Below are 12,586 nucleotides of genomic sequence, written 5' to 3'. Positions count from 1 at the left end.
GCGTGCCCACCATTCATGCGAATTTGCGAAGAGATCGTGGGCACGGCGCAAGTGCGCCTTTGCCCACCCTACGGCAGCGCGTTACGCCGCCAGATCCGCGACCACCGCATCCAGCACCGGAAAACCGCTGCTGGTCACGCGCAACCGTCCCGTCGTATCGACCGTGATCGCGCCTTCCTCGCGCAACAACGCGATGCGCTTGGGGTCGAGCGGGCGACCGGAGAGAGCGGTGTAGCGCTCGGGGTCGATGCCCTCGGCGAGACGCAGTCCCATCAGCAGGAATTCGTCGGCGCGCTCCTCGCTGTTGAGGAGATCGTCGGTGACGACGCCGTGGCCGTTGGTCTCGACCCGCATCAGCCAGGCTTCGGGGCGCTTCTCGGTGGCGGTGGCATGCCGCACGCCGTCGATGTCGAGGCGGCCGTGCGCGCCCGGGCCGATACCGGCATATTCCTCGCCGCGCCAGTAGACCAGATTGTGCCGGCACTCGGCGCCGCGCCGCGCGTGGTTGGAAATCTCGTAGGCGGGGAGCCCGAGCTTGTCGCAGGTCTCCTGCGTGACGTCGTAGAGCGCGCGCGCGACGGCTTCGTCCGGCGTCTTCAATTTGCCGGCCTGGTGCAGGCCGAAGAACGGCGTGCCTTCCTCGATCGTCAATTGATAGAGCGACAGATGTTCGGCGGCCTCATCGATCGCGTGCCGCAGCTCATCGGCCCACATCGCGGGCGTCTGGTCCGGGCGGGCGTAGATCAGGTCGAAAGAATAGCGGTCGAACGAACGGCGCGCGATGGCGACGGCATCGAGTGCTTCGCGCGCGCTGTGCAGACGGCCCAGCGCTTTGAGCGACGCATCGTCGAGCGCCTGCACGCCGAGCGAGACGCGGTTGATGCCGGCGGCGCGATAGCCGGCAAAGCGCGTGGCCTCGACGCTGGTCGGGTTCGCTTCCAGTGTCACCTCGACGTCGCCTGCGACGGTCCAGTGCTTGCCGATGGCATCGAGCACCGCGCCGACGGTTGAAGGCTGCATCAGCGACGGCGTGCCGCCGCCGAGGAAGATCGAGGTCACTTCACGACCGGGCGCGCGCTCGGCGGTCGTTGCGATCTCGCGCGCGAAGGCCGAAGCAAACCGCGCCTCGTCGATCGCGGCGTGGCGGACATGGCTGTTGAAGTCGCAGTACGGGCACTTCGACAGGCAGAACGGCCAGTGCACGTAGACGCCGAAGGCTTCCTTAGCGCGGCTCAAGGCAGATCTCCGCCAGTTTCACGAAGGCGCGGGCGCGATGCGACAGGCCGAGGCCGAGCGGCGGCAGGCCGTGCTTCTCGATGCTTTCCATCTCGCCGAAGGTGCGGCTGTGGCCATCGGGCAGGAACATCGGGTCGTAGCCGAAGCCGGCGGTGCCGCGCGGCGGCCAGGCCAGCGTGCCGTCGACGCGCGCCTCGACCTCTTCGAGATGATCGTCGGGCCAGGCGACGCAGAGCGCGGAGACGAAATGCGCGGTGCGCTTTGCAGGCGTGGTCGCGCCGCGTTCCTGCAACAGCCGCTCGATCTGGGCCATCGCCGCGTTGAAATCCTTGGTCGGACCGGCCCAGCGCGCGCTGTAGATGCCGGGTGCGCCGTCGAGCGCGTCGACGACGATGCCGGAATCGTCGGCGAAGGACGGAAGCCTGGTCGCGCGCGCGGCGGCGATCGCCTTGATCGCGGCGTTGCTGCGGAAGTCGTTGCCGGTCTCATCCGGCTCGTCCAGGCCGAGCTCACCGGCCGACACCGCCTCGATCCCGTACGGCGCAAGCAGCTCCTTCATCTCGGCGAGCTTGCCGGGATTGTGGGTGGCGATGACGAGCTTTCCGGTGATTCGACGGTGCATGGGCCTATTGACTACGCGACAGCTAGTTTCTGCAAGTCCACGAGACGCGCGACGCCCTTGCGCGCCAGCGCCATCAGCGCCAGGAACTCGGCTTCCGTGAACGGCTCGCGTTCCGCGGTGCCCTGCACCTCGATGATGCGGCCATCGCCGGTCATGACGAAATTGGCGTCGGTCTGGGCTTCCGAATCCTCGGCATAGTCGAGATCGAGCACCGGCGTGCCATTGTAGATGCCGCAGGAGATCGCGGCGACGTTGTCGCGCAGCACGTTGGCCTTGATCATGTTGCGCGCCTTCATCCAGTTGATGCAATCGGCGAGCGCGACCCAGGCGCCGGTGATAGAGGCCGTGCGGGTGCCGCCGTCGGCCTGGAGCACGTCGCAATCGACCGTGATCTGGCGCTCGCCGAGCGCTTCGAGGTCGACGATGGTGCGAAGCGAGCGGCCGATCAGGCGCTGGATCTCGACGGTGCGGCCGCTCTGCTTGCCGGCGGAGGCCTCGCGGCGGGTGCGTTCGGAGGTCGCGCGTGGCAGCATGCCGTATTCGGCGGTGACCCAGCCGCGGCCCTGGCCCTTCAGCCATGGCGGCAGGCGGTCCTCCAGTGTGGCGGTGACCAGCACATGGGTGTCGCCGAATTTCACCAGGCAGGAGCCTTCCGCATATTTGACCACGCCGCGCTCCAGCGTCACGGGGCGCAATTCGTCGGGCGCACGGCGGCTTGGCCGCATGGGAAATCCTCCAAAATTCTCGGAAAAGGGGCTGTTCGCGGTGCTTGTAGGTGGGGTGAGGGTATGCGGCAAGGCTTTTTCACCCCCGGTTTTCCACCCCGCAAACGCCACGCTTGTCAGAACCGTGCCGGATGGACAAATTATGAGCATCTGAGAGGAGTTACCGTCTGTGGCCCATCACGATCCGATCCATCTGATCGCGCCGCGCGCAGGCCTCGCCCAGCTCAACGAGCGCTCCCGCGACATCTTTCGTCAAATTGTCGAAAGCTATCTCGCGACCGGCGAGCCGGTCGGCTCGCGCAACATTTCCCGCCTGATCGCCATGCCGCTGTCGCCGGCCTCGGTGCGCAACGTCATGGCGGACCTGGAACAGCTCGGCCTGATCTATGCCCCGCACACCTCGGCGGGCCGGCTGCCGACGGAACTCGGGCTGCGGTTCTTCGTCGACGCCCTGATGCAGGTCGGCGATCTCACCGAAGCCGAACGGCAGTCGATCCAGAGCCAGCTTGCCACGGTCGGCCAGGCCCAGTCGGTCGAGGCGGCGCTGGACCAGGCGCTGACGCGGCTGTCGGGCCTGACCCGCGCGGCCGCGGTGGTGTTGACGCCGAAATCCAATGCGCGGCTCAAGCACATCGAATTCGTCCGCCTGGAACCCGAAAAAGCGCTGGTGATCCTGGTCGGCGAGGACGGCCAGGTCGAAAACCGCGTGCTGACGCTGCCGCCCGGAGTTCCATCGTCCGCGATCACCGAAGCCGGCAATTTCCTCAATGCGCGGATTCGCGGCCGGACCCTCGCCGAGGCGCGGCTCGAGCTCGAAACCGCGCTCGGGCAAGCCCGCGCCGAGCTCGATCAGCTGACGCAAAAGGTGATCTCGGCCGGCATCGCCAGCTGGTCGGGCGGCGAGAACGAGGACCGCCAGCTCATTGTCCGCGGCCACGCCAATCTGCTGGAAGATCTGCACGCGCTGGAGGATCTGGAGCGGGTGCGCCTGTTGTTCGACGACCTCGAGACCAAGCGCGGCGTGATCGACCTGCTCGGCCGCGCCGAGACCGCCGAGGGGGTGCGCATCTTCATCGGCTCGGAGAACAAGCTGTTTTCCCTGTCCGGCTCCTCCACCATCATCTCGCCCTATCGGGATGCCGCCGGCCACATCGTCGGTGTTTTGGGCGTGATCGGGCCGACGCGGCTGAATTACGCCCGCGTGATCCCGACCGTGGACTATGCCGCCCGCATCGTCAGCCGCCTTCTGGGGGGCTGACCGGCATTTGCGCCGATCACGGGCGCTTGATTTTCGTGCGCTTAGGCACGATATCCGGGCCAACAATCCCTGGAAACGAGTTCGAGATTAAAGCCGATGACCGAGCAAGACCGGCAACCCGAAGACACGACTGCAGCGACCGGCGAGCCCGTGGTGTCAAAACCCTACATCATGCCCGACGATCCCGAGCCCGGCTCGGTCGAAATGTTGCAGAAGGAAGCCGCCGAGGCGCGCGACCGCATGCTGCGGACGCTGGCCGAGATGGAGAATTTGCGCAAGCGCACCACCAAGGAGGTCGCTGACGCCCGCCTCTACGGCATCACCGGCTTTGCCCGCGACGTGCTCGACATCGCCGACAATCTCCAGCGCGCGCTTGATGCGGTTCCGGCCGAGGCCCGTGCCACCGCCGATCCCGGCCTGATCTCGCTGATCGAGGGCGTCGAGCTCACCGAGCGCTCGCTGCTCAACGCGCTGGAAAAGCACGGCGTGAAGAAGCTCGATCCGCAGGGCCAGAAGTTCGACCCGAACTTCCACCAGGCGATGTACGAGGTGCCTGATCCGTCGGTGCCGTCGGGCACCGTGGTGCAGATCATGCAGGCCGGCTACACCATCGGCGACCGCGTGCTGCGTCCGGCCTTGGTCGGTGTCGCCAAGGGCGGCGCGAAGGCCGCGCCTGCGGCGAACAACAACGAGTCGAGCGGCGCGACGAACTGAGTCTCGGGCCCTCATGGTGAGGAGCCGCGCGCGAAGAAGCGCGCTCCTCTGGATAAGGGTCTTGCAGTGTTGCGCGCTGCCTTACGCGCTCACCGCGATATCCGCGGACTGAATCCGCTTCACGCCGGCCTTGGCCATGTCGGCCCAGGCCTTTGCCAGCGAGCCCTGGGTGTCGATGCCGCGGCAGGCGTCCTCCACGACGTAGACCTCGAAGCCCGCCTTGCGCGCGTCCAGCGCGGTCCAGGCGACGCAGAAGTCCGTCGCAAGGCCGGCGACGAAGACGCGCTTGATCTTGCGGCCCTTCAGGTAGCCGGCGAGCCCGGTCGAGGTCTTGCCGTCGGCTTCGAGGAACGCCGAGTAGCTGTCGACGTCCTTGTGAAAACCCTTGCGGATGATGAGCTCGGCGTGCGGGATCGACAGGTCCTTCGACAGCGAAGCGCCATCGGTGCCCTGCACGCAATGGTCCGGCCACAGCACCTGCTTGCCGTAAGGAAGATCGATGGTCTCGAACGGCTTCTTGCCGGAATGGACCGACGCAAACGACACGTGGCCGGGCGTGTGCCAGTCCTGCGTCATCACCACGTTCGAAAACGCTTTCGCCATTTTGTTGATGACCGGCACCACCTGTTCGCCTTCCTTCACGGCGAGACTGCCGCCGGGCAGGAAGCAGTTCTGCACGTCGATCACCAGCAGCGCGGACGCATCGTCCGGCTTGATCGATGCCGCTGCGAACAGCGCCGTTGGCGCGAGGGTCGCCAGCGCCGTCGTTCCAAGCGCCGCGAGGATTTGTCGTCGATCAAGCATCGTTCGCCTCCCTCCAGGATGATCCAACGGGGGAAGCCTAGTTCCGTTCGTATACGAACAGAAGCCCGAAAATGCAGCCGGTATTGGTGAGGGGTTGGGCTGCTAGCCCCAAACTCACTGTCGTCCCGGCCTAGCGCGCAATTGCGCGCGGGGGCCGGGACGACACCGAGTGTGTTGGAGCGCCTCGGGCCTACCCCTTCGGCTGAATCCCGTCGCGCACGGCACGGAAGCGGGTGAAGGCGGCTTGCCACTGGTCGCGCGGGGCGCTGGCGATGATGCGCAGCGAGGCGCCGCCGCTGGAGAAGCGGATCCACTGCACCACGGTCACCGGCGTCTTGTCCTTGCCGCTGACGCCGTCGATCCGGGTCTCAAAGCCCTGCTGGCCGTTGATGCGGATCGGCTCGGACATGGTGACGCGGGATTCGCGCACGCCGGGGATCTGCAGCGCGGCCTCCTGGGCGAAGCGGGCGCGATCGTCGGCCTGCTGCGGGGTGGCGCCGATCAGGCCGAGGATCATGAACGGCTTCGACTCATAGCCTGCACTCTCGTTGCCGTCGGCCAGGATGATGCTCGAGCCCGGCGCCAGCGTGCGGATGTCCTTGAAGTCGGCGAGATCGGTGATCTTGAACGGCATCAACGCGATCTGCTCTTCGGCCGAGACCTGCTTGCGGGTCGTGGCGCTCGCAAACATCTGCCGCACCGCCTCGTCGGTGTAGATCTTGGTCGCATTCTCCGGGATCTGCACGGCGACATAGCCGGAGAAGCCGGCGCCCGGCACGATCATCGAGTAGCGCTTCACCGGGGTCTCGCCGGCCTTGCCGCTCTCGGTGGTGAAATAGGCAAGGCCCGCTGGCGTCTCGATCTTGTCCTGCTTGACGCCGCCAGGGCCGGCCGGATTGGAATTGAAGGCGCTCACGACCTCGCCATAGGCTGCCGGCGGCAGCTCGGTGATCAGCACCTTGACGCTGCCGTCCTCGCTCTCGAAGCCCGGGAAGGTTTTTGCCGTGCTGAGGCCGACCAGCGGCACCATGCCGAGGCGCAGGCCGGGCGGGAAGACGGCGTCGGCAGCCAGGGCCGGAAGCGCGGAGGCGATGAGAAAGGCGAGCGCGGCGAGGGGGCGGATCAGCTTCATGGGCACTCTGATTGGTTCACATTGAGGCCGTTCGATGGTCTTCCACCGGGCCGCATTGTCGCGCGAAGCCGCCTTGCGCGGCTGTCGGCCGGCCCGCCTTTTAGCGGGTTTGGCCCCGCCGTAACAGGGTGTGGCGGGTTGCCGGGGCGGCGTAGCGGATCGCGGGACCTGTTAATATTTCCTCACCCGCAAGGGCGGTTGAGCCCGGATATCAGCTCCTAAAACCCAATGTTTTCACGGCCGAAACGTTGCTTCGGTCCTTGCGGCCCCCTCCCCCCCTCCTATATGAGCCTCAATCATCGCAATATCGCGGATGTTTGATCTTAGGGGGTTTCGGTTCGGGTGCCTTCTGGGCCCAGCCAACCTGCCGCAAAAAGAAGGATATCAGGACCATGGGAAAGGTCATTGGGATCGACCTCGGCACCACGAACTCGTGCGTCGCCGTGATGGATGGCAAAAACGCCAAAGTTATCGAGAATTCCGAAGGCATGCGCACGACGCCTTCGATCGTCGCCGTGACGGACGACGGTGAGCGCCTCGTCGGCCAGCCTGCCAAGCGCCAGGCCGTTACCAATCCAGAGCGTACGTTCTTCGCAGTGAAGCGCCTGATCGGCCGCCGCTACGACGACCCGATGGTCGAGAAGGACAAGAAGCTCGTTCCGTACAAGATCGTGAAGGCTTCCAACGGCGACGCCTGGGTCGAGGCCGACGGCCAGACCTACTCGCCCTCGCAGGTCTCCGCTTTCATCCTGCAGAAGATGAAGGAGACCGCGGAAGCCCATCTCGGCCAGAAGGTCGACCAGGCCGTCATCACCGTTCCCGCCTACTTCAACGACGCCCAGCGCCAGGCGACCAAGGACGCCGGCAAGATCGCGGGCCTTGAAGTGCTGCGCATCATCAACGAGCCGACCGCGGCCGCGCTCGCCTACGGTCTCGACAAGACCAAGGCCGGCACGATCGCCGTGTACGACCTCGGCGGCGGCACCTTCGATATCTCCATTCTCGAGATCGGCGACGGCGTGTTCGAGGTGAAGTCGACCAACGGCGACACCTTCCTCGGCGGTGAAGATTTCGACATGCGCCTGGTCGGCTATCTCGCCGACGAGTTCCAGAAGGAGCAGGGCATCAACCTGCGCAACGACAAGCTCGCGTTGCAGCGCCTGAAGGAAGCCGCTGAAAAGGCCAAGATCGAGCTGTCGTCGACGACGCAGACCGAGATCAACCTGCCCTTCATCACCGCGGACCAGACCGGCCCGAAGCATCTGACGATGAAGCTCACCCGCGCCAAGTTCGAGGCGCTGGTCGACGACCTCATCCAGAAGACCGTCGAGCCCTGCCGCAAGGCGCTGAAGGACGCCGGCGTCACCGCCGGTGAGATCGGCGAAGTGGTGCTGGTCGGCGGCATGTCGCGCATGCCGAAGGTCCAGGAAGTCGTGAAGCAGCTGTTCGGCAAGGAGCCGCACAAGGGCGTCAACCCGGACGAAGTCGTGGCGATCGGTGCTGCGATCCAGGCCGGCGTGCTCCAGGGCGACGTCAAGGACGTGCTGCTGCTCGACGTGACCCCGCTGTCGCTGGGCATCGAGACGCTGGGCGGCGTGTTCACCCGCATCATCGACCGCAACACCACGATCCCGACCAAGAAGAGCCAGGTGTTCTCGACGGCTGAAGACAATCAGAATGCCGTCACCATCCGCGTCTTCCAGGGCGAGCGTGAAATGGCGGCCGACAACAAGATGCTCGGCCAGTTCGACCTGATGGGTATTCCGCCGGCTCCGCGCGGCATGCCGCAGATCGAGGTGACCTTCGACATCGACGCCAACGGCATCGTCAACGTCTCGGCCAAGGACAAGGCGACCGGCAAGGAGCAGCAGATCCGCATCCAGGCCTCCGGCGGCCTGTCGGAAGCCGACATCGAGAAGATGGTCAAGGACGCCGAGGCCAATGCCGAGGCGGACAAGAAGCGCCGCGAGGCCGTCACCGCCAAGAACGAGGCGGATGGTCTGGTGCATTCGACCGAGAAGGCGCTTGCCGAGCACGGTTCGAAGGTCGCCGAGACCGAGCGCCGCGCCATCGAGGATGCCGTCAGCGACCTCAAGGAAGCGCTGAAGGGCGACGATGCCGAGGCGATCAAGGCCAAGACCCAGACGCTGGCCCAGGCTTCGATGAAGCTCGGCGAGGCCATGTACAAGCAGCAGGCCGAGGCCGACGCCAAGAAGGACGCGGCCAAGGACGACGTCGTCGACGCGGAGTTCACCGAAGTCGACGACGACAAGAACAACAAGAAGTCCGCCTGAACCCCAAGAGGGTGATGATGCGGACGACTTGGACCCCACACGCGCTACCGGCCTCCTCCCTCACGGGGGAGGCCGTCGTGTCGGGACGAACGGGCCAAGACTCTTCGAAAGTCGGCCCCGTTACGATCAAGCAATTCCCAGCCGTTATTCTCAACGCCGCCGTGCTGCCCTCTGCCGCAAGGCGGAAGGCTGCCTATATGGTCGCGTGGCGACATCGTTTCGCTCCGACTTGACTCGCGATTGGATAGACCGAGCCCGCCATGTCCACCAAGCGCTGCTATTACGAAACCCTCGAAGTCGAACGCACCGCTGACGATTCCGTCCTGAAATCGTCCTTCCGCAAGCTGGCGATGAAGTTCCACCCCGACCGCAATCCCGGGGACGACACCAGCGAGGTCAAGTTCAAGGAAATCAACGAGGCCTACGAAGTCCTGAAGGACAAGGACAAGCGCGCGGCCTATGACCGCTTCGGCCATGCGGCCTTCGAGCAGGGCGGCGGCGGCGCCGGTTTCGGCGCAGGCTTCGCCTCCTCCTTCTCCGACATTTTCGAGGATCTGTTCGGCATGGCCGGACAGCGCGGCCGCGGCGGCCGCGAGCGCGGCGCCGACCTGCGCTACAACATGGAAATCACGCTCGAGGAAGCCTTTGGTGGCAAGACCGCGCAGATCGAGATCCCGGTCTCGGTCACCTGCGAGGCCTGCTCGGGCATCGGCGCCAAGGCCGGCACCAAGCCGAAGACCTGCTCGACCTGTGGCGGCGCCGGCCGCGTGCGGCAGTCGCAGGGCTTCTTCACGCTCGAACGCACCTGCCCGGGCTGCCAGGGCCGTGGCCAGATGATCGAGGACGCCTGCCCGTCCTGCTCGGGCCAGGGCCGCGTCACCCGCGAGCGCACGCTCTCGGTCAACATTCCCCAAGGTGTCGAGGACGGCACGAGGATCAGGCTCGCCGGCGAAGGCGAGGCAGGCGTCCGTGGTGGTCCGCCGGGCGACCTCTACATCTTCCTGTCGCTGGCCCAGCACCAGTTCTTCCAGCGCGACGGCGCCGATTTGCATTGCCGGGTGCCGATCTCGATGGTGACGGCCGCGCTTGGCGGTGAATTCGAGGTGCCGACCATCGACAAGGCCAAGGCCAAGGTGAAGGTGCCGGCCGGGACCCAGTCCAACCGTCGATTCCGCATTGCATCAAAAGGCATGCCGGTGCTGCGCTCGCGCCAGACCGGCGACATGTACGTTCAAGTCGTGGTCGAGACCCCGCAGAACCTCACCAAGAAGCAGCAGGAATTGCTGGCCGAGTTCGAAAAGCTCTCCTCCGGTAACACCCAGCCGGAATCCGAGGGTTTCTTCGCCAAGGTCAAGGACTTCTTCGGTAATCGGGCGGGCTGACTCGGCTTGACCGTATCGCCTGCGGCCTATACCTGTTTATGACCATTTTCTGACACGCCGCGTCCCGCGGTCCCGTCCGGTCCTGACATGCCATTGCCATCGTCCGCGCGTGCGTTGAAGAAGCCTCGTCTCGACGACGAGGTGCGCTTTCTGAGATCGTGGATCGAAAAGCCCCTCCACATGGGCGCGGTGATGCCGTCGGGCAAGCTCTTGGCCCGGACCATGGCCCACTACGTCGATGTCGATTCCGATGCACCGGTGGTCGAGCTCGGGCCCGGCACCGGCGCGATCACCTCGGCGCTGATCGAGCGTGGTGTCGACCAGAAGCGTCTCGTCCTCGTCGAATACAATCCCGGCTTCTGCGCGCTGCTGCGCGACCGTTATCCGCAAGCCAAGGTCGTGCAGGGCGATGCCTACCGCCTGCGCGACACGCTCTGGAACGTGCTCGGCGCGCCCGCCGGCGCGGTTGTCTCGGGCCTCCCGCTGGTCACAAAACCGATGCTGACGCGCCTGCGGCTCATCCGCGACGCCTTCACGGCACTGGCGCCCGGCGCGCCCTTCGTCCAGTTCACCTATGCGGTGGTGCCGCCGATCCCGAAATCGCTGCCCGGCGTGTCCACAGAGGCCTCGGAACGGATCTGGATGAACCTTCCGCCGGCCCGCGTCTGGGTGTATCGCAAGGACTAATTCCGCCGGCGTTGCTCCTTGCGCGGCGGGCTCGTTTCGCCGAACGCATGGAAGCGGATGTCCGCACCTAAAATCCTGGTCATTCCCGGCTCGCTGCGCACCGGCTCGCACAATGCGAAGCTGGCGGCGGTCATGGCCTATGAGTTCGCGCGGGCCGGCGTCGACGTCACCCGCATCTCGCTCGCCGATTTTCCGCTGCCGATCTATGACGGCGATCTCCAGGCCAAGTCCGGCGTGCCCAAGAACGCGATCAATCTGAAGCGCATGATCGGTGCGCATCACGGTGTGCTGATCGTCTCGCCCGAATACAACGCCTCGGTGCCGCCGCTGCTCAAGAACGCGATCGACTGGGTCAGCCGTGTCCACGATCTGCACGAGGCGCGCGGGGCGGTGTTCCGCGATCGCACCTTTGCACTCGCCGGCGCTTCGCAGAGCCGGTTAGGTGCCGCCCGCGCGCTCCAGGCATTGCGCCTGATCCTGACCTCCTGCCACGCCAATGTGATTGCCAGCCAGCTGACGCTCGCCTTTGCCGACCAGGCCTATGACGATATGGACAGGCTGAAGAACGAGGGCGATATCGCCGCGTTGAAGGAGCTGGTCGCGCAGTTGATCGACGTTTCCCAACGCATGATGTGAGGTGACATGACGCCAGCCGAAATCGCCCCGAAAGACCGCCTGATCGTTGCGCTTGATCTGCCGAGCGTTGATGCCGCGGAGGCGATGATCGCGAAGCTCGGCGACAGCGTCTCGTTCTACAAGATCGGCTATCAGCTCGCTTATGCCGGTGGCCTGCCGCTGATCGGCAAGCTCGCCGACAAGGGCAAGAAGGTCTTTGCCGATCTCAAGATGCACGACATCGGCAACACGGTGACGCGCGGTGTGGAGAGCGTGGCTCGGCTGGGCGCGACCTTCGTCACCGTGCACGCCTATCCGCAGACCATGAAGGGCGCCGTCGAAGGCCGCGGCAGTGCCAGCCTGAAGATTCTCGCGGTCACGGTGCTGACGTCCTACAACGACGATGATCTGCACGCCGCGGGTTATCGGCTCAGCGTCTCCGAGCTGGTCGAGGCGCGCGCGCAGCAGGCGCAGGTGCTCGGCGTCGATGGCCTCGTGTCCTCGCCCGAAGAAGTCGGAGCCCTGCGCAAAATCGTCGGCCATCAGATGAGCCTCGTCACCCCCGGCATCCGCCCCGCGGGCGCGGCTAGCGGCGATCAAAAGCGCATCATGACGCCGGGCCGCGCCATCACCGCGGGCGCCGATTATCTCGTCGTCGGACGTCCGGTGGTGGAAGCTGCCGATCCGAACGCTGTCGCAGACGCCATCCACGCCGAGATCGCGCAAGCGCTCGGCTAAGTAACAACCAAGGGAGAAGAACAATGGCAAAAGGCTACTGGATCGGCCGCGTCGACGTGAACAATGACGAGGGCTACAAGCCCTACGTCGTCGCCAACGGCCCTATCTTCAAGAAATGGGGCGGCCGCTTCGCAGTCCGCGGCGGCAAATTCACCACCGTCGAGGGCGCCAGCCGCACCCGCAACGTCGTCATCGAATTCCCCGACTACGAAACCGCGATCGCCTGCTACAACTCGCCGGAATACCAGGCCAACATCAAGGTGCGCCAGCCGCACTCGATCGCCGACCTCATCATCATCGAGGGCTATGACGGCCCGCAGCCGTCGGACTCGTAGATTTCGACTGCGGCGCTCTCTTACCCTCCCCTGGAGGGGGAGGG

At 65.5% G+C, this 12,586-nt stretch carries 13 protein-coding genes; 8 read left to right on the top strand and 5 right to left on the bottom strand.

Going from position 1 to position 12,586, the window contains the following annotated elements; genetic code table 11:
• Positions 1–81: 81 nt before the first annotated feature.
• The 3 genes from hemW to rph are packed head-to-tail and all read right to left on the bottom strand — an operon-like array spanning position 82 to position 2,583.
• Positions 82–1,236 (bottom strand): radical SAM family heme chaperone HemW, encoded by a 1,155-nt coding sequence (gene hemW / locus QA649_RS00800; RefSeq protein WP_283022548.1) that lies wholly within the window; start codon positions 1,234–1,236, stop codon positions 82–84.
• Complete coding sequence (gene rdgB / locus QA649_RS00795) at positions 1,223–1,858, bottom strand: RdgB/HAM1 family non-canonical purine NTP pyrophosphatase (protein WP_283022547.1); 636 nt, start codon at positions 1,856–1,858, stop codon at positions 1,223–1,225. Before rdgB ends, hemW begins: the two co-directional genes overlap by 14 nt.
• An 11-nt stretch (positions 1,859–1,869) precedes the next feature.
• Positions 1,870–2,583, bottom strand: a complete 714-nt coding sequence (gene rph, locus QA649_RS00790) for a ribonuclease PH (protein WP_080133847.1) — start codon at positions 2,581–2,583, stop codon at positions 1,870–1,872.
• Positions 2,584–2,752: 169 nt separating this feature from the next.
• Here rph and hrcA point away from each other — a divergent pair, with 169 nt between their 5' ends.
• The gene (gene hrcA / locus QA649_RS00785) at positions 2,753–3,841 is read left to right on the top strand and encodes a heat-inducible transcriptional repressor HrcA (RefSeq protein ID WP_283022546.1); all 1,089 of its coding nucleotides are present in this window, start codon (positions 2,753–2,755) and stop codon (positions 3,839–3,841) included.
• A 96-nt stretch (positions 3,842–3,937) separates the two neighbouring features.
• Entirely contained in the window at positions 3,938–4,555 is a 618-nt protein-coding gene (gene grpE / locus QA649_RS00780; RefSeq protein WP_283022545.1) for a nucleotide exchange factor GrpE, read from the top strand.
• 81 nt (positions 4,556–4,636) lie between these two features.
• Here grpE and pncA read toward each other — a convergent pair whose 3' ends face one another.
• Complete coding sequence (pncA, locus tag QA649_RS00775) at positions 4,637–5,359, bottom strand: bifunctional nicotinamidase/pyrazinamidase (protein WP_283022544.1); 723 nt, start codon at positions 5,357–5,359, stop codon at positions 4,637–4,639.
• Between the two features lie 190 nt (positions 5,360–5,549).
• Positions 5,550–6,491 (bottom strand): hypothetical protein, encoded by a 942-nt coding sequence (locus QA649_RS00770; RefSeq protein WP_283022543.1) that lies wholly within the window; start codon positions 6,489–6,491, stop codon positions 5,550–5,552.
• A gap of 392 nt (positions 6,492–6,883) precedes the next feature.
• On the opposite strand from QA649_RS00770, the gene dnaK reads away from it, so the two are divergent.
• From dnaK to QA649_RS00740, 6 genes are all read left to right on the top strand, one after another.
• Positions 6,884–8,785 (top strand): molecular chaperone DnaK, encoded by a 1,902-nt coding sequence (gene dnaK, locus QA649_RS00765; RefSeq protein ID WP_018645013.1) that lies wholly within the window; start codon positions 6,884–6,886, stop codon positions 8,783–8,785.
• Positions 8,786–9,045: 260 nt separating this feature from the next.
• Entirely contained in the window at positions 9,046–10,167 is a 1,122-nt protein-coding gene (gene dnaJ, locus QA649_RS00760) for a molecular chaperone DnaJ (RefSeq protein ID WP_283022542.1), read from the top strand.
• 87 nt (positions 10,168–10,254) lie between these two features.
• Positions 10,255–10,854, top strand: a complete 600-nt coding sequence (locus QA649_RS00755) for an rRNA adenine N-6-methyltransferase family protein (protein ID WP_018645015.1) — start codon at positions 10,255–10,257, stop codon at positions 10,852–10,854.
• Positions 10,855–10,911: 57 nt separating this feature from the next.
• Positions 10,912–11,490, top strand: coding sequence for an NAD(P)H-dependent oxidoreductase (locus QA649_RS00750; protein WP_283022541.1), 579 nt, complete (start codon positions 10,912–10,914; stop codon positions 11,488–11,490).
• 6 nt (positions 11,491–11,496) lie between these two features.
• Positions 11,497–12,207, top strand: coding sequence for an orotidine-5'-phosphate decarboxylase (gene pyrF / locus QA649_RS00745; protein WP_283022540.1), 711 nt, complete (start codon positions 11,497–11,499; stop codon positions 12,205–12,207).
• Positions 12,208–12,230: 23 nt separating this feature from the next.
• The gene (locus QA649_RS00740; RefSeq protein ID WP_283022539.1) at positions 12,231–12,542 is read left to right on the top strand and encodes a DUF1330 domain-containing protein; all 312 of its coding nucleotides are present in this window, start codon (positions 12,231–12,233) and stop codon (positions 12,540–12,542) included.
• Positions 12,543–12,586: the final 44 nt, after the last annotated feature.

It is taken from the genome of Bradyrhizobium sp. CB1717 (assembly GCF_029714325.1).
Lineage (GTDB): Bacteria > Pseudomonadota > Alphaproteobacteria > Rhizobiales > Xanthobacteraceae > Bradyrhizobium.
The sequence above is the reverse complement of the archived record's forward strand: the minus strand, read 5'-3'. Positions and strand labels throughout refer to the sequence as shown.